Source organism: Sphingomonas echinoides ATCC 14820 (assembly GCF_000241465.1).
Classification (GTDB): Bacteria; Pseudomonadota; Alphaproteobacteria; order Sphingomonadales; family Sphingomonadaceae; genus Sphingomonas; species Sphingomonas echinoides.
In genome coordinates this window covers 1,513,289-1,529,734 of record NZ_JH584235.1, presented here as the reverse complement: position 1 = coordinate 1,529,734, position 16,446 = coordinate 1,513,289, and the positions used below count along the sequence as shown (strand labels likewise).

The following is a 16,446-nucleotide window of genomic DNA, read 5'->3' as shown; positions in this document are numbered from 1 at the left end:
TGGTCCAGCCTGGGCTGGGAGGTTTGGATTGGGCCCGGCAAAGCCGTGGCCGTCCGTCCTCGGGCGAGTCCGTGGCCAGTAGGACCACGGACGCCCTTCGGATCAGAAGTCCATGCCGCCCATGCCGCCCATGCCGCCGCCGCCGCCCATCGGCATGGCGGGCTTGTCTTCCGGCAGCTCGGACACGGCGGCTTCCGTCGTGATGAGCAGGCCAGCGACCGAGGCTGCATTCTGCAGCGCGGTGCGCACGACCTTGGTCGGGTCGATCACGCCGGCCGCAACCAGGTTCTCATAGGTGTCCGTGGCCGCGTTGAAGCCCATCGTCACGTCGTTGCCGTCGAGCAGCTTGCCCGAGACGACGGCGCCGTCATGGCCGGCATTGCTGGCGATCTGGCGCACCAGAGCGGTCAGCGACTTGCGGACGATGTCGATGCCGCGGGTCTGGTCTTCGTTCGCGCCGGTGAGGCCTTCGATCGCCTTGGTCGCATACAGCAGCGCGGTGCCACCGCCGGGGACGATGCCTTCTTCAACGGCTGCGCGGGTTGCGTGCAGCGCGTCGTCGACGCGGTCCTTGCGCTCCTTGACTTCGACTTCCGACGAACCGCCGACCTTGATGACAGCGACGCCGCCAGCAAGCTTGGCGAGACGCTCCTGCAGCTTTTCCTTGTCGTAATCCGACGTGGTGTGCTCGATCTGCTGACGGATCGCATCGGTGCGGCCCTTGATCGCGTCATGGTCACCAGCGCCATCGACGATGACGGTGTTGTCCTTGTCGATCGTGACGCGCTTGGCGGTGCCGAGCATGCCGATCGTGACGCTCTCGAGCTTGATGCCGAGGTCTTCCGAGATCATCTCGCCCTTGGTCAGGATCGCGATGTCTTCGAGCATCGCCTTGCGACGATCGCCGAAGCCGGGTGCCTTGACCGCTGCGACCTTGAGGCCGCCGCGCAGCTTGTTGACGACGAGCGTGGCGAGAGCCTCGCCCTCAATGTCTTCCGCGATGATCAGCAGCGGACGGCCCGACTGGACGACGGCTTCCAGGATCGGGAGCATCGCCTGCAGGTTCGACAGCTTCTTTTCGTGGATCAGGATGTACGGATCGCTGAGTTCGACCGACATCTTCTCGGGGTTCGTGATGAAGTAAGGCGAGAGGTAGCCGCGGTCGAACTGCATGCCTTCGACGACGTCGAGCTCGAATTCGAGACCCTTGGCTTCCTCGACGGTGATGACGCCTTCCTTGCCGACCTTCTCCATCGCTTCCGCGATCTTCTCGCCGACTTCACGGTCGCCGTTTGCGGAGATGATGCCGACCTGGGCGACTTCATGCGAACCCGAGACGGGCTTGGAGCGCGCCTGGAGGTCCTTGACGACTTCGATGACCGCGAGGTCGATGCCGCGCTTGAGGTCCATCGGGTTCATGCCGGCCGCAACCGACTTCATGCCTTCGCGGACGATCGCCTGCGCCAGAACGGTCGCGGTGGTCGTGCCGTCGCCAGCGACGTCGTTGGTCTTGGAGGCGACTTCGCGCAGCATCTGCGCGCCCATGTTCTCGAACTTGTCCTTGAGTTCGATTTCCTTGGCGACGGTGACGCCGTCCTTGGTGATGCGCGGTGCGCCATAGCTCTTGTCGATCACGACGTTGCGGCCCTTTGGCCCCAGCGTGACCTTCACGGCGTCGGCGAGGATGTCCACGCCGCGCAGAATGCGCTCGCGTGCGTCACGCGAAAATTTTACGTCCTTGGCTGCCATGGTGGCTACCCTTTCAAAAATGATGGAACGTTGGAAGAAATCAAAGGTCGATCAGGCCGAAAGCGGCAGGATCAGCCTACGATCCCGAGGATGTCGCTTTCCTTCATGATCAACAGGTCTTCGCCGTTGATCTTGACTTCGGTGCCCGACCACTTGCCGAACAGGATCTTGTCGCCAGCCTTGACTTCGAGCGGGTGGATTTCACCGGCTTCGTTGCGGGCGCCGGTGCCGACCGAAACGACTTCGCCTTCCTGCGGCTTTTCCTTGGCGGTTTCCGGGATGATGATCCCGCCTGCCGTCTTCTCTTCTGCCTCTACCCGGCGGACGAGGACGCGGTCATGCAATGGACGAAAGGTCATGCGTGAAGTCCCTTATATATTGAACAGCTGTTAGCACTCGCACGGAGTGAGTGCCAGCACGGCGCATATGATGTCGCGACCTGGCATCGTCAACCGGTCGCCATCGGGATTGGCCTACAAAAATATGCGTGTTGGTCGTGCAACACGCATTTACTCGACGGACGCCTTGCCCTAGCCAAGGGCGGTATTTCCGCCAAATAGGGAGCGGCCAAGTGAAACTCGTACGGGGCGCGTGGAAGATTCTCGTCGGGATCAAGGACGGTCTCGTTCTGATCGCGATGCTGCTGTTCTTTGGCTTGCTGTTCGGTGCGCTGGCGGCGCGGCCGGGCAAGACCACGATCGGGGACGGCGCACTGCTGCTGAAACTTGACGGCGCGATCGTCGAGCAGCCGGCCGAGGCCGATCCCTTTGCCAGCCTGGGCGGTGGCCGCACGCCGCATCAATTCCGCCTGCGCGATGTCGTGCGCAGCCTGGATGCGGCGGGCAAGGACAGCCGCGTCAAGGCGGTGGTGCTCGATCTCGACGCGTTCGGCGGCGGCTATCCCGCCGCGCTCAACGAAGTTGCCGACGCCATCCGCCGCGTGCGCGACGGCGGCAAGCCCGTGCTCGCTTATGCCACCGCGTATACCGATAGCGGTTACCGCCTCGCCGCCAATGCCAGCGAAGTGTGGATGAGCCCGATGGGCGGCACGCTGTTCATGGGGCCGGGCGGCAGCCAGCTTTATTATAAGGGGCTGATCGACAAGCTCGGCATCAACGCGCACGTCTACCGCGTTGGCAAATACAAGTCGTTCGTCGAGCCCTATACCCGCACCGAAGCCTCGCCCGAGGCCAAGGAAGAAGTGGTCAAGCTGTATCAGGTGCTGTTCGCCAATTGGCAGGAAGCCGTGGCGAAGGCACGCCCCAAGGCGAAGGTCACCCCGTTCCTGACGACGCCGGGCGCGGTCATCACCGCCGCCAAGGGCAATATCGCGCAGGCCAATCTTGATGCGGGCATCGTCGACAAGCTCGGCAGTCACCTCGATTTCGGCAAGCGCGTCGCCGAACTGGCGGGCGCGGAGTCGGACAAGGCACCGGGCACCTTCAAGACGATCAAATATGACGCCTATGTCGCCGCCAACCCGCTGCCGACCGGGGGTGCCAAGATCGGCGTGCTGACGATCGCCGGCGACATTATCGATGGCAAATCGAAGAGCGGCAGTGTCGGCTCCGATACGGTGTCCAAGGCATTGCTCGATGCGCTTGCCAAGAAGGACCTGAAGGCGCTGGTCGTGCGGGTTGATTCACCGGGCGGTTCGGCGCTTGCGTCTGAAGACATGCGGCGTGCGATTCTGGAGGCCAAGGCGCAGAAGCTGCCGATTGTGGTCTCGATGGGCTCGCTGGCGGCGTCGGGCGGCTATTGGGTGTCGACGGCGGGTGACGTGATCTTCGCCGAGCCGACCACCATCACCGGCTCGATCGGCATCTTCGGCATCATCCCGACCTTTGAGAATACGCTCAAGAAGATCGGCCTCACCACCGATGGTGTGCGCACCACGCCGCTGTCCGGGCAGCCGGACATCTATGGCGGCACCAATGCCGAGACCGATGCGATCTTCCAGGCGGGGATCGAGAATGGTTATCAGCAGTTCATCACCCGCGTTGCCACCGCGCGCAAGCTGACCCCGGCGCGCGTCGACGAGATCGGGCAGGGGCGCGTCTGGGATGGCGGCACCGCGCATCAGATCGGGCTGGTCGATCGCTTCGGCGGGTTACAGGACGCAATCACCGAAGCCGCCAAGCGCGCAGGGTTGAAGCCCGAAGATGTCCATGCCGAATATCTGGAAAAGAAGCCGAGCGCGTTCATGCGGCTGATTTCGCAGATCCTCGATTCGAACAAGGATGACGATGCCTCGGCGGGCGATGCCTTCACGCGGATGGCGACCGAGCGGCGCGCGGTGTTCGCGCGCGCGCTGGGCGATGTGAAGCGGATCGGCACCGGGGCGGCGATCCAGGCAAGGTGCCTGGAATGCGACGGGCTGGGCGGTGCGCAGCCGCAACCAGGCGACGCCACCTTGCTCACCCTCGTGCTCGCGCGGTTCGGCCTGTGAGCGTCGATCCAGCCCCGCGCCCGATCGCGGTGCGCCCGGCGACGCCCGCAGATGCCGCGGCGATTGCGGAGATCTATCGGCCCTATGTCGAAGGCGGCACCGTCTCGTTCGAGCTGACCGCACCCGATGCCGCCACGATCGGGACGCGCATGGCGGCCTCGGGCGGGCTGTATCCGTGGCTGGTGGTGACGGAAGGGCCGGAGGGACCGGTACGCGGCTACGCCTATGCCTCGGCCTTCCGCGATCGCCCGGCCTATCGTTATACGGTGGAAACCTCGGTCTATCTCGAGACCGGCACGCAGGGGCGCGGCAATGGGCGGCATCTGTATGATGCCCTGATCGATACGTTGCGCGCGCAGGGTTTCACCCAGGCGCTCAGCGTGATTTCGCTGCCCAACGAGCATTCGATCCGGCTGCATGAATCGGTCGGCTTCCGCCGCGCCGGGGTGCTGCGTGAGGTTGGCTATAAGGAAGGCCGCTGGGTCGATGTCGGCCTGTGGCAATGCGAACTCAACGACGCCACCTTGCCGCCGATGGAGCCCAAGCCGTTCAGCGAGACCGGAATGGTGTGGAATTGGTGACGCGGCGCGCAGGCGCGTAAAATCCTTTCTGCTTTGCGTCTTCGCGGCTTCGCGTGAAAACGATTCACGCGAAGCCGCGAAGACGCAAAGCGACGATCAACGAGCGACGCGCATTGATGGCGATTGAGGCTCCCCTGCGGGGAGGGCTTTATAGAGCGTTGCCGCTCGGCTAAGGCCGCATCCAATGACCGACACTTCAGACACCGCCGCCCGCGACGCCCAACGAGATTGGCGCGACACCGTCTTCCTGCCGAAGACCGACTTTCCGATGAAAGCCGGCCTGCCCGCCAAGGAGCCGGGGATTCTCGCGCGGTGGCAGGCTATGGGTCTCTATGAGAAAACGCGCGCGGCGCGTCGCGGTCGCGAGAAGTTCATCCTGCATGACGGCCCGCCTTATGCGAATGGCGACATGCATATCGGCCATGCGCTCAACCACATCCTGAAGGACACGGTGTGCCGCACGCAGACGCTGCTCGGCAAGGATGCGCCTTATGTGCCCGGCTGGGACTGCCACGGCCTGCCGATCGAGTGGAAGGTCGAGGAGCAGTACCGCGCCAAGAAGCGGAACAAGGACGAAGTTCCGGCGAACGAATTCCGCGCCGAGTGCCGCGCCTATGCGCAGCATTGGGTCGATGTGCAGCGCGAGCAGTTGAAGCGGCTCGGCATCAATGGCGACTGGGACCATCCCTATCTGACGATGGATTTCCAGGCCGAGGCGACGATCGTCACCGAGCTGTTGAAATTCGCGGAAAGCGGGCAGCTCTATCGTGGGGCCAAGCCGGTGATGTGGTCGCCGGTCGAAAAGACCGCGCTCGCCGAGGCCGAGGTCGAATATGAGGATGTCGTGTCGACGCAGATCGACGTGGCGTTCGAGGTCCTGGATACTCCCAACTGTCCTGCCATTCGCGAATTCTTGGTCCGCGGTGAAAGAGTCTATCTCGTAATTTGGACGACAACGCCGTGGACCATCCCTGTCAACCAAGCGTTGGCTTACGGAGAGGGTATTGAATACGCAGTTTTGGACGTTTCCAAGCTCGAACTGATTTCGCTGACGGAACGGGGAACTGAGCCATCGCGCCGAGATGGCCTGCGTGACACAAAGGTGATTGTCGCTGTTCAATTAGTCGATTCATTTGTGGCACGTCTGAATCCGAAGAATGCACCTGCCGGATGGGCGATTGGCGACACGGGTTTGCGAATTAAGGGAACCGACCTTGCTCGTGGCGAAGCGCGTCATCCGATGCACGCGCTCGGCGGGTTTTTCGCCAAGCCCCGCCCGTTCCTGCCGGGCGATTTCGTCACCACCGACGCGGGCACCGGGCTCGTCCATATGGCACCGGACCATGGCGAGGACGATTTCCTGCTGTGCAAGCACTATGGCATCGATCCGGTCTTCGCGGTCGATGGCGCGGGGATGTATCGCGCCGATTGGGCGTGGCTCGGCGGGCAGGGCTCAGTGATCAACAAGAAGTTCGTCTCCGCCGAGGGGCCGATCTGTTCGGACCTGCGCGCGGTGGGCGCGTTGTTAGCTGCGAGCGATGATTTCGCGCACTCCTATCCGCATTCGTGGCGGTCGAAGGCGAAGGTGATTTTCCGCGCGACGCCGCAATGGTTCATTCCGATGGACCAAAAACTCCCCTCCCGCTTGCGGGAGGGGCTGGGGGAGGGCAGTGCCGCGAACGCTGCGCTCGCTGCTGATTTCCCTCCCCCAACCCCTCCCGCAGGCGGGAGGGGAGCAGAAGGGGAGACTTTGCGCTCCACCGCGCTCGCCGCGATCGAAGCCACCACCTGGTATCCGCCCAAGGGGCAGAACCGCATCACCGCGATGGTCGCCGGGCGACCCGATTGGGTGATCAGCCGTCAGCGCGCCTGGGGCGTGCCGATCACGCTGTTCGTCAACCGCGCGACCGGCCACTATCTGGTCGACCCGGAGGTCAACCGCCGGATTGTCGCCGCGGTGCGCGAGCAGGGCGTCGATGCGTGGTCCGAAGAGGCGGCGCAGGATCTGCTCGGGGCCGATTACGACGCCGCCGATTATGAGCGCGTCACCGACATTCTCGACGTGTGGTTCGACAGTGGCTGCACCCATGCCTTTGTGCTGGAAAGCGGGCGCTGGCCCGATCTGCAATGGCCGGCCAACCTCTATCTCGAAGGGTCGGATCAGCATCGCGGCTGGTTCCAGTCGTCGCTGATGGAGGCGTGCGGCACGCGCGGGCGCGCGCCCTATGATGCGGTGCTGACGCACGGCTTCACGATGGACGCCAAGGGCATGAAAATGTCCAAGTCGCTCGGCAACACGATCAATCCGATCGACCTGATGAAGGAATCGGGCGCGGACATCTTGCGGCTGTGGGCGCTGTCGGTCGATTTCACCGAGGACCACCGCATCGGCAAGGAAATCCTCGCCGGGGTGTCGGACCAGTATCGCAAGCTGCGCAACACCTTCCGCTATCTGCTGGGCGCGCTGGAAGGGTTTGACGAGGAAGTTGAGCGGTTTGGGCGCCTGCCGGTCGCGGAAATGCCCGAGCTGGAGCGCTACATGCTCCACCTGCTCGCCGAATTGGATGCGAAGCTGCGCGCGGCTGTCGCGGTGTACGATTTCAACAGCTATGTCCGGCTGCTGACCGAATTCGCGCAGGAAGATTTGTCGGCTTTCTACTTCGATATCCGCAAGGATTCGCTGTATTGCGATGGGGTCGATGATACCAAGCGGCGCGGCTGTCGCACGGTGTTCGACACGCTGTTCCACGCGCTGGTGCGCTATGCCGCGCCGGTGTTGTGCTTCACCGCCGAGGAAGTGTGGCAGGATCGCTTCCCGAGCGAAGACGGCTCGGTGCATTTGCTCGAATGGCCGGAGGTGCCAAATGTCGTATCATTCTCGATGGTGGGTCGCTGGTCGTTAATTAGGCAATTACGTGAAAAAGTTACCGGAAAAATTGAGCCGCTCCGGCGTGATAAGATTATCAGATCAAGCCTGGAGGCTGAGGTAATTTGTCCGTCACCATACGAAGACGTGCGTCAGAATGCAGAGCAGATCGACTTTGCTGAAGTCTTCATAGTGGCAAAGGTTACGATCGATCCTGCGCGTTCTTCTTTTGAAAATGAGGCGGATATTTCGGTGGCCCGTACCGATTTCCATAAATGCGGTCGCTGCTGGCGGCATTTGCCCGAGGTCGCGGTGGATGGCGATCTGTGTGACCGTTGCGCGGGAGTCGTCGCATGAAGCTGCCTGTCGCTGGTTTTGCCACCGCCGCCGCCCTGTTCGTGGTCGATCAGGCCGCGAAATATGGCATCACCGATGTGCTGAAGCTCAATTTTCTGAGCGATGCCTATCACGTCACCTCCTTCTTCAACCTGCGCTTCGTCGCCAATCAGGGCGTGTCGCTGGGGCTGTTGCACGCCGACACCGCGACGATGCGCTGGCTGCTGGTGGCGATGACGGGGGCGATCGCGCTCGGCGTGCTGGTGTGGTTGCTGCGGGAGAAGAACCGCGCCGACCAAATGGCGCTGGGCCTGGTGCTGGGGGGCGCTGCGGGCAATATCGTTGACCGCATCCGCCTGGGCTATGTCGTCGATTGGGCGGATTTCCATATTGGGGCGTGGCAGCCGTTTTTGGTCTTCAATGGGGCCGATGCCGCGATTACCATTGGTGTGCTGATCTTGCTCGCTCGCGCGCTTCTGGTACGGGATAAGCCGACCGGGGATTCGGGCACACATTCTGGGGCGGAACAGGGCCCAACGGAGAATATCCATGCGTAAGTCGTTTCTTCTCTCCGCGGCCAGCCTGGCGATCGTGGCGCTCGCCTCGGGCTGTGCCCATGGCCGTGGCGGGCGCGGCGGCCCTGATGAGTTCGCCGTGGCGCGTCAGGCACCGCTCGTGATTCCGCCCGATTTCTCGCTGACCCCGCCCAAGCCGGGTGCAGCGCGCGCCAACGATGTCAGCGCCAATGCGCAAGCGCTCGACGCGCTGTTCGGCGGCACTGCCCAGCGCAGCGCTGGCGAAGCGGCCACGGTGGTCGCCGCCGGTGCCGATAGCGACGATCCCGGCATCCGTTCGTCGGTCGGCGATCCGGCGACGACGGTGGTCGACAAGGGCGCGACGACGCGCGACGTGGTCGCCGCTCCGGAAGGCGATGGCCAATCGGCCAAGGCCGCGACCCCGAAATAAACCGGCGCACAACCCAACAAAAAGGCCGCGTACCGGATGCCCGGTACGCGGCCTTTTTGGTTAGGGTCGTGGAGTTTAGAAGCTGGCCGTCAACGACGCGACCACGCCGCTCTTGCTGACATTCTTGGTCGCCGACAGGAACTTGGCATCGGTGTCGACATAGGAAACGCCGAGCGTCAGCATTTTGTAGGTGGCCGTGGCCCCCAGTGCCCAGTCGGTATAGCCCTTCTTGCCGTTGGAGTCGGTGGCAAGCCAGCTCGGACCGAAGCTATGCCCGAGATGCGCGGTCAGACCGAGCGGCGTCTTGGGGATAGCGACGGTGAAATCGTCGGCGAGATAGACGTTGTCGCGCGACTGGAGTTTGCCGCTCGCACCCTGATCGAGCGCCAGCGCCTTTTGCTTCGGGGCATAGTTGACGGTGGTCTTGGCGGTCACCGGCCCAATCGTCGTCGAAATGTCGAAATACGGCTCGACAAAGTCGGAGCTGCTCTTGTCGCCCGCGAGCTTGGTCTTGGGATAGAAATAGTACAGGATCCCGCCATCCAGCTTGATGCCGCCGATCGTGTGGCTGTAGCCTGCGATCAGGTCGATTTCCTGGTGGCCGGTGCCGGCGACGGTGACATAGTCATCGATCGAAGACCCCCAGACCGAGGCATAGAAGCCCGATTTGTGGGTGACGGTGATCGAACCCTGAATCGCCGCATTATTGTCGGTCTGCGAAATGCCGCGGAACCGGTAATCGGTAACAACGGCCGCCGTCGCATTGATCGTGATCGGCGGTGGTGGCGCGGTTTCCTGCGCAAAGGCAGGGGTGGCGGAAGCGGCGAGCAAGAGCGCGCCGAGCGTGGTTGTGGAGAAGCGCATCGTTTCCCTTTCGAAAATGCGACTGTCCCCGCCTGCTTCACCGGGGCATGCGTCTGTCGGGAGCCATACAGATCCCCGCGCTGCTAACCGGTAATGTAGGAGAATTGACCATTGATGCCGCGCTGCACAACTCAAATTTGAGGTGCTACGTCCGGTTCGGCACCAGTTGTTGTAACGCAGCAACAGTCGAGCAACGCTTCAGCAACATAAAAACGCTCAGCGTGCCGCCGAAAACCGCTCCAGCCCGGCCGCCAGGTCCGCGATCAAATCGGCGGGATCTTCCAGCCCGATCTGCAGCCTGACGATCGGACCAGCATAGGGCCGATTGGTGACGCTGCGATAACGTTGCGGGTCGACCGGCAGGGCCAGGCTTTCGAACCCGCCCCAGCTATAGCCGATGCCGAAATGCTCCAGCCCGTCGATCAGCGCGGCGCGTGCCGTCTCGCTGCCACCGTTCAGCACGAACGAAAACAGCCCGGACGAACCTTTAAAGTCGCGCAGGAAGGTTTCGTGGCCGGGGCAATCGGGGAGGGCCGGGTGCAGCACCGCCGCGACCTCGGGCTGCGTCTTCAACCAGTGGGCGATCTCAAGCGCGCTGGCCTGATGCTGTTTCAGCCGCACCGCCATGGTGCGCAGCCCACGCGACGCAAGCCACGAATCGTCGGGGCTGGTGACCTGACCGAGTTGGAAGCTGGTGTCGCGCAGCCGCGCGAAATGCCCCGGCGCGGCGGTGACCGAGCCGAGCATCACGTCGCTATGGCCCACGATATATTTGGTGCAGGCGAGGATCGCCAGATCGATGCCGTGGCTGATGGCGGGGAAGAACAGCGGCGTCGCCCAGGTGTTGTCGAGCAAGGTGGTCACGCCGCGCGCCTTGGCCGCTGCGACGATGGCGGGCACGTCCTGTACCTCGAAGGTCAGGCTGCCTGGGCTCTCCAGCAGGATGGCGCGCGTCTTGTCGCTGATCAGTTCGGCAATGCCTGCGCCGATCATCGGATCGTAGAAGCGCGTTGCGATGCCCATCCGCTTGAGCAGGCCGGTGCCCATCGACCGCGTCGGATCATAAGCCGAATCGGGCAGCAGCAGTTCGTCGCCGGGCGAGAGCACCGATAGCAACGCCGCCGCGATCGCCGCGACGCCCGAGGGGTATAGGAAGGTGCCCTCCGCGCCGGGCTCCAGCTCGGTCAGCGCATCGGCGAGGCTCCACTGCGTCGGTGTGCCCTTGCGCCCGTAAAACAGCCGGTGGTGCGTATCGCGGCCACCCGCCGCTCGCAGATCGGCCACGCTGTCGTAGAGGATCGTCGAGGCGCGCCACACCGGTGCGCTGACGATCCCCTGTGTCCATTCCTTGCGCCGCCCCGCCGTTACGACGCGGGTTGCATCGCCCTTGGGGCGGCCGGTCTTGTCGTTCACGCCGCGCCCGTCGCCTTCGGCGTGGTGCGGTCGGCACCCCATTCGGACCAGCTGCCGTCATAGACCGCAGCTTCGTTGCCGAGCAGATGCGCGCCGAACGCCAGCGCCGACGCGGTGATGCCCGAGCCGCAGGTGGTGACGAGCGGCTTGTCGAGGTCGATCCCCGCCCCTTCGAACGCGGCCTTCAGCGCGTCGCCGGTCTTCCACGTGCCGTCTTCGTTGAAGATCTGGCCAACCGGCAGGTTCTTCGAGCCTGGAATATGGCCGGGATGCGTCGCCGGGCGGGGATCGGCTTCCTCGCCGGTGAAGCGCGCGACCGAGCGGGCATCGAGCACTTGCTCCGCACCGCTTTCGACATTGGCCTTCATCTGCTCGAGCGTGCGCACGCCCTTGTCATCCGCCCAGACGGTGAAGTGGCGGTGACGAAGCTGTTCCTTGCCCGACGCCGTCTCGCGGCCCTCGGCCTGCCATTTGGCCAGGCCGCCATCGAGAATGGCGACATCGTGTGCGCCGAACGTGCGCAGCATGAACCACGCGCGCGCGGCCGTGTGATAGGGCGAATTGTCGTAGAGCACGATGCGGCTGCCATCGCCCAGGCCCAGCGACTGCATCCGGCTGGCGAACTTTTCGGCGCTCGGCAGCATTGAGGGCAGATCGCTGGAGGTATCGGCGATCTCGGCCAGATCCATGAACACCGCGCCGGGAATATGCGTCGCTTCATATTCGGCAGCGGCATCGCGATCGCCGAAACCGGCGAAATAGGTCGCGTCGACAATGCGCAGATCGTTCGCGCCCAGCTCGTTTGCGAGCCATTCCGTCGTCACCAGCGAGTCCATGAATCGTCTCCTTGTTTTTACTGTCCCTAGCCCGCTGCGGGCACGCCGTCGAGCCATCGGGATGACGCAAGCGCCGTGACGCACTACATCAGCTCCATGACTCCGAAACATCTTGGCCAAACCAGCGCGCTCCCTGCCTCTCCCGAAGACGCCGTGCTCGATTACGTCCCCAATCCGCGCCCCGGGCGCACCTATCTGGTGCGGTTTGCGGTTCCCGAATTCACCTCGCTTTGTCCCGTCACGGCGCAGCCGGATTTCGCGCATCTGGTGATTGATTACGCACCTGCAGCAACGATCGTGGAATCGAAATCGCTGAAGCTCTTCCTGGGATCCTTCCGGAACCATCAGGCCTTTCATGAGGATTGCACGGTCGGCATTGGTGAGCGCCTGTTTGGCGAAATGCAGCCGCTGTGGCTGCGCATTGGCGGCTATTGGTATCCGCGTGGCGGCATTCCGATCGACGTGTTCTGGCAATCGGGGCCGCCACCCGCAGATTTGTGGCTGCCGTCGCAGGATGTGCCGGGATATCGAGGACGCGGCTGAGCGGGCGATTCGTTCATCTCACCGCAAGGTTGATTTCGATCAGCGCGATTCCTCGCGTTGCAATGCAACATCAGTGCAACCATATTGAAACTTGGCCGTTCGTTGGAGGTATTCAAAGGGCTTTGGCCCTGATGTTTTGAGGATTGCGAGCATGATGCAACAGGCGGATGGCGTGACCCCAATTGATCGCCTCGCGCTGGTGGGCAATTTCTTGCCGCGGAAATGCGGCCTTGCGACCTATACTACCGACACGTTTACCGCGTTGAAGGGCCGCTTTCCGGATTTGCGGATCGATGTCTATGCTATGGATGATCATCCCGGACGCTATGACTATCCTCCCGAGGTAACACGCAGCATCCCCGACCAGGATCGCATGGCGTATCTCGATGCCGCGCGGGAGATTGAGGCGAGCGGCGCGCAGGCGCTGTGGCTGCAGCACGAATATGGTATTTTCGGTGGCGCGGCGGGTGAACATATCCTCGCGCTGCTCGATCGCGTGTCGATCCCGGTGATCGTCACGCTGCACACGATTCTGGAAAAGCCCGATGCCGATCAGCGGCGAGTGATGGAAGGCCTGCTGCGCCGCGCGGCGCGCGTCATCGTCATGGCCGAGCGCGGTCGCGAAATTCTCGAGCGCGTCTACGGTGCCAGCGGTCGCAACATCGTGATGATCCCGCACGGTGTGCCCGATCGCGATTTCGTCGATCCCGATTCGCTGAAGGATCGGTTCGGCTGGGCCGGACGCGAGGTGGTGCTGACCTTCGGCTTGCTCGCGCCGGGCAAGGGTATCGAAGTGATGATCGAGGCGTTGCCGACGATCGTCGCCGAACATCCCAATGTGCTCTACACCGTGCTTGGCGCGACACACCCCAATCTTGTCGCGCATGAGGGCGAAAAATATCGCGATGGGCTGAAGGCGCTGGCCGCGAAACTGGGTGTCAGCGAAAACATCGCGTTTATCGATGCGTTTCTCGAGCATGACGAACTGATCGATTATCTCCAGGCCGCCGACATTTACGCGACGCCCTATCTTAACCCGGCCCAGATCACGTCTGGCACGCTCAGTTATGCGGTCGGCGTGGGCAAGGCGGTGGTCTCCACGCCCTACGTCCATGCAACCGAAATCCTTGCGGACGGGCACGGTGTGCTGGTCGATTTCGGTGATTCCGCTGCTTTCGCACGCGAGATCAACGCGTTGCTGGGCAGCGACCGCAACCGCCTCAAGCTGTCCGAGCGCGCTTATGCGCGCGGTCGCACGATGATCTGGCCGCGTTTGGCGGAACTGGCGATGCGGGAGATCACCCAAATGGTTGCGGCCAAGCCGCAGCGTCTGCTCAGCAGTGCCATGTCGCTCGCCCCGCTTGCTCCGGATTTTTCGGCGGTCGAACGGATGAGCGATTCGACCGGCATGTTACAGCATTCGATCTATTCGGTGCCCGACCGCCGCCATGGCTATTGCATCGACGACAACGCCCGCGCGCTGATGCTGGTCAGCCAGATGCCGACCATGGACGAAGGCGAGCGTGACAAATGGATGACGATCTATGCGTCGTTCCTGCAATATGCGTGGAATCCCGAGGCCCGGCGCTTCCGCAACTTCATGAATTTCGATCGCACCTGGTGCGAGGATTTCGGGTCTGAGGACTCGAACGGCCGCACGCTGTGGGCGCTCGGCGTAACCGCGCGGGACGCGCAACTCGCCAAGCACCGGGATTGGGCGGTGTCGATGTTCGACATGACGGCGTCGCTGTCGCTCGAACTGGGGTCGCCGCGCGCCCACGCCTTTGCGATGCTGGGGGCTGCCGCGATCTTGGACGCTTTCCCCGGGCACGCGCTGGCGCGCACCATCCTCGCCCGATTCGGCGAGGAACTGTGCGGCCTCCTTGAGGAAGCGCGTCGCCCGCAATGGGAATGGTTCGAAATCGTGCTGGCCTATGACAATGCCCGCTTGCCCGAAGCGCTGATCCGCGCCGGCCATGCGCTTGGGCGCGAGGACATGGTCGCCTGTGGCCTGAGCACGCTCGACTGGATCGTCGGCAAGCAGACGTCCCCCGACGGCCGCTTTCGGGCCGTCGGCAGCGAGAGTTTCGGGCGCGTTTATGCCGAGCCATTACAGTTCGACCAGCAGCCGCTCGAGGCCCAAGCTACGATCGACGCGTGCGGCGCTGCGTTCGATGCCTCGCATAATATGCGCTGGGTCGAGGAGGCCTATCGTGCCTATCGCTGGTATTTGGGCCAGAACGATCTCGATTTACCCCTCGCCACCGCGCAGGATGGCGGCTGTTTCGACGGCCTGATGCCGACCGGTTTGAACCGAAATCAGGGCGCAGAGTCGATTTTGGCGCTGCAATTGTCCGGTTGCACGATTTCAGGGCTGGCAAAGCGGGCGGAAAGCATGGCAGGACCGCAGAGCGCCGTCGCGTAGCCTCGCTCGCGACGCCGCCAAGGCGTTACGCGAGGCTTAAACCGTGATCGATTTGTTTCAGCATGCTCTGCGGCTCCATGCCGACCCCTCGCGGGTCGTGGTGCGGCCGTTTCACCTCGCCTGGGGCGGCAATGGCGGCAATCGCACGGAGCGCATCGTCAGCGCGGTGATGGCGCTCGACGCGGGTGAGACGCGCGCGCAGCTCGAACTGGTGCTCAAGGATTTCGAGGCGCGTCATTGGCAGACGCGGCGCGTGTTCATGACGCGCTATGACGAGATCGAGGATATGCTCGGCATCGACGGCAGCGAGATTGGCGATGAAAAGCGCCAGTTGATCGGTGCCTATTTCTGCCACGAATATAGCTATGCCGCCGCCGCTCTGATGAACCCGAGCGCGGTGCCGCATTTCGACCAGTCGGGCATGCCCGCTGGATCGCAGCGCATTCTGATGAGCTTGCGTGCGGTGGGGGAGGGGCACATCTCCTCGGTCGCCTTTCGCGAAGGCATCATCACCGACGACAATCAATTGAAGCTCGCGCCCGAGCCGCCCTTCGCCACCGCGACCGATGCGGTCGGGCTGGATGAGGAAACGCTGCCCGAGGGGCCGATCACCGTCTATCGCCACCGCGACTCGACGCTGTCGGGCACGGTGATCTTCCCGATCACGGCGGCGCAGTCCAAGGGGCTGGAGGATCTGCGGCTGGTCCAGTTCCATCATGACAATGGCGATGTCGAATGGCTTGGCACCTACACCGCCTATAACGGTTCGACGATCCAGTCCGAATTGCTGCGCACGCGCGATTTCCGTGCGTTCGATCTGGTGCCGATGACCGGTCCCGCCGCGCGCAACAAGGGCATGGCGCTGTTCCCGCGCAAGGTCGCCGGACAGTATATGATGATCGGGCGGCAGGACGGCGAAAACCTGTTCCTGCTCAAATCCGACACGCTGACGCATTGGGACGAGGGGCAGAAGCTGCTCGTGCCGGTGTTCCCGTGGGAACTGGTGCAGATCGGCAATTGCGGCCCGCCGATCGAGCTCGACGAAGGCTGGTTGTTGTTGACGCACGGCGTCGGCGCGATGCGCAAATATGCGATCGGCGCGGTGCTGCTCGACAAGCGCGATCCGTCCAAGGTGCTGGGGCGTACGCCCGAGCCGATCCTGGCGGCGGCGGACCAGGACCGCGAGGGCTATGTGCCCAACGTGGTCTACACCTGCGGCGCGATCCGGCATGGCGACACGCTGTTCGTGCCGTATGGCGTGGCGGATAGCTCGGTGGCGTTTGCGTTTATCAAGATCAGCACGCTGCTTGCGGCGATGTGACCCCCTTTTCCCTCTCCCGTTGGGAGAGGGAGGGAGGAGCGAAGCGACGGAAGGGTGAGGGTGACCTCGCCCGCCATAGCGTCGCCCTCACCCTTCC

The 16,446-nt window shown here is 63.3% G+C and carries 13 protein-coding genes; 8 read left to right on the top strand and 5 right to left on the bottom strand.

Annotated elements, in window-relative coordinates; genetic code table 11:
• Positions 1-102: 102 nt before the first annotated feature.
• Together groL and groES are read right to left on the bottom strand one after the other, a co-directional pair.
• Complete coding sequence (gene groL, locus ON00_RS07235) at positions 103-1,749, bottom strand: chaperonin GroEL (RefSeq protein WP_010404458.1); 1,647 nt, start codon at positions 1,747-1,749, stop codon at positions 103-105.
• Positions 1,750-1,820: 71 nt separating this feature from the next.
• On the bottom strand, positions 1,821-2,108 hold the full coding sequence (groES, locus tag ON00_RS07230) for a co-chaperone GroES (protein ID WP_010404457.1): 288 nt from the start codon (positions 2,106-2,108) through the stop codon (positions 1,821-1,823).
• A 212-nt stretch (positions 2,109-2,320) separates the two neighbouring features.
• Here groES and sppA point away from each other — a divergent pair, with 212 nt between their 5' ends.
• From sppA to ON00_RS07205, 5 genes are all read left to right on the top strand, one after another.
• Positions 2,321-4,198, top strand: a complete 1,878-nt coding sequence (gene sppA, locus ON00_RS07225) for a signal peptide peptidase SppA (RefSeq protein WP_010404456.1) — start codon at positions 2,321-2,323, stop codon at positions 4,196-4,198.
• The gene (locus ON00_RS07220; RefSeq protein WP_010404455.1) at positions 4,195-4,779 is read left to right on the top strand and encodes a GNAT family N-acetyltransferase; all 585 of its coding nucleotides are present in this window, start codon (positions 4,195-4,197) and stop codon (positions 4,777-4,779) included. The genes sppA and ON00_RS07220 overlap by 4 nt, the downstream gene beginning before the upstream one ends.
• 184 nt (positions 4,780-4,963) lie before the next feature.
• A complete protein-coding gene (ileS, locus tag ON00_RS07215; protein ID WP_010404454.1) occupies positions 4,964-8,002 on the top strand; it encodes an isoleucine--tRNA ligase in 3,039 nt (1,012 codons plus the stop codon).
• On the top strand, positions 7,999-8,538 hold the full coding sequence (lspA, locus tag ON00_RS07210; protein WP_010404452.1) for a signal peptidase II: 540 nt from the start codon (positions 7,999-8,001) through the stop codon (positions 8,536-8,538). The genes ileS and lspA overlap by 4 nt, the downstream gene beginning before the upstream one ends.
• Positions 8,531-8,947 (top strand): DUF3035 domain-containing protein, encoded by a 417-nt coding sequence (locus ON00_RS07205; RefSeq protein ID WP_010404450.1) that lies wholly within the window; start codon positions 8,531-8,533, stop codon positions 8,945-8,947. The genes lspA and ON00_RS07205 overlap by 8 nt, the downstream gene beginning before the upstream one ends.
• Positions 8,948-9,022: 75 nt before the next feature.
• Here the strand turns inward: ON00_RS07205 and ON00_RS07200 are convergent, their stop codons facing one another.
• The 3 genes from ON00_RS07200 to sseA form a co-directional block, all read right to left on the bottom strand.
• Complete coding sequence (locus tag ON00_RS07200) at positions 9,023-9,811, bottom strand: TorF family putative porin (protein ID WP_010404449.1); 789 nt, start codon at positions 9,809-9,811, stop codon at positions 9,023-9,025.
• A gap of 216 nt (positions 9,812-10,027) precedes the next feature.
• Positions 10,028-11,266 carry a cystathionine beta-lyase gene (gene metC / locus ON00_RS07195; protein ID WP_010404448.1) on the bottom strand — a complete coding sequence of 413 codons (1,239 nt, stop codon included), beginning with the start codon at positions 11,264-11,266 and terminating at the stop codon, positions 10,028-10,030.
• The gene (sseA, locus tag ON00_RS07190) at positions 11,221-12,060 is read right to left on the bottom strand and encodes a 3-mercaptopyruvate sulfurtransferase (RefSeq protein ID WP_010404446.1); all 840 of its coding nucleotides are present in this window, start codon (positions 12,058-12,060) and stop codon (positions 11,221-11,223) included. Before sseA ends, metC begins: the two co-directional genes overlap by 46 nt.
• Before the next feature lie 96 nt (positions 12,061-12,156).
• On the opposite strand from sseA, the gene queF reads away from it, so the two are divergent.
• The 3 genes from queF to ON00_RS07175 all read left to right on the top strand — a co-directional run bounded on the left by queF (position 12,157) and on the right by ON00_RS07175 (position 16,349).
• Positions 12,157-12,603 (top strand): preQ(1) synthase, encoded by a 447-nt coding sequence (gene queF, locus ON00_RS07185; RefSeq protein ID WP_040601597.1) that lies wholly within the window; start codon positions 12,157-12,159, stop codon positions 12,601-12,603.
• A 151-nt stretch (positions 12,604-12,754) separates the two neighbouring features.
• The gene (locus ON00_RS07180) at positions 12,755-15,028 is read left to right on the top strand and encodes a glycosyltransferase family 4 protein (protein ID WP_010404442.1); all 2,274 of its coding nucleotides are present in this window, start codon (positions 12,755-12,757) and stop codon (positions 15,026-15,028) included.
• Positions 15,029-15,071: 43 nt separating this feature from the next.
• Positions 15,072-16,349, top strand: coding sequence for a glycoside hydrolase family 130 protein (locus ON00_RS07175; RefSeq protein ID WP_010404441.1), 1,278 nt, complete (start codon positions 15,072-15,074; stop codon positions 16,347-16,349).
• The last annotated feature ends 97 nt before the right edge of the window (positions 16,350-16,446 follow it).

Bases quoted from the DNA above. Each gene is read 5' to 3' on its own strand.
- groL (WP_010404458.1), bottom strand. From the start codon at position 1,749: ATGGCAGCCAAGGACGTAAAATTTTCGCGTGACGCACGCGAGCGCATT.
- groES (WP_010404457.1), bottom strand. From the start codon at position 2,108: ATGACCTTTCGTCCATTGCATGACCGCGTCCTCGTCCGCCGGGTAGAG.
- ileS (WP_010404454.1), top strand. From the start codon at position 4,964: ATGACCGACACTTCAGACACCGCCGCCCGCGACGCCCAACGAGATTGG.
- lspA (WP_010404452.1), top strand. From the start codon at position 7,999: ATGAAGCTGCCTGTCGCTGGTTTTGCCACCGCCGCCGCCCTGTTCGTG.
- ON00_RS07205 (WP_010404450.1), top strand. From the start codon at position 8,531: ATGCGTAAGTCGTTTCTTCTCTCCGCGGCCAGCCTGGCGATCGTGGCG.
- ON00_RS07200 (WP_010404449.1), bottom strand. From the start codon at position 9,811: ATGCGCTTCTCCACAACCACGCTCGGCGCGCTCTTGCTCGCCGCTTCC.
- metC (WP_010404448.1), bottom strand. From the start codon at position 11,266: ATGGGGTGCCGACCGCACCACGCCGAAGGCGACGGGCGCGGCGTGAAC.
- sseA (WP_010404446.1), bottom strand. From the start codon at position 12,060: ATGGACTCGCTGGTGACGACGGAATGGCTCGCAAACGAGCTGGGCGCG.
- queF (WP_040601597.1), top strand. From the start codon at position 12,157: ATGACTCCGAAACATCTTGGCCAAACCAGCGCGCTCCCTGCCTCTCCC.
- ON00_RS07180 (WP_010404442.1), top strand. From the start codon at position 12,755: ATGATGCAACAGGCGGATGGCGTGACCCCAATTGATCGCCTCGCGCTG.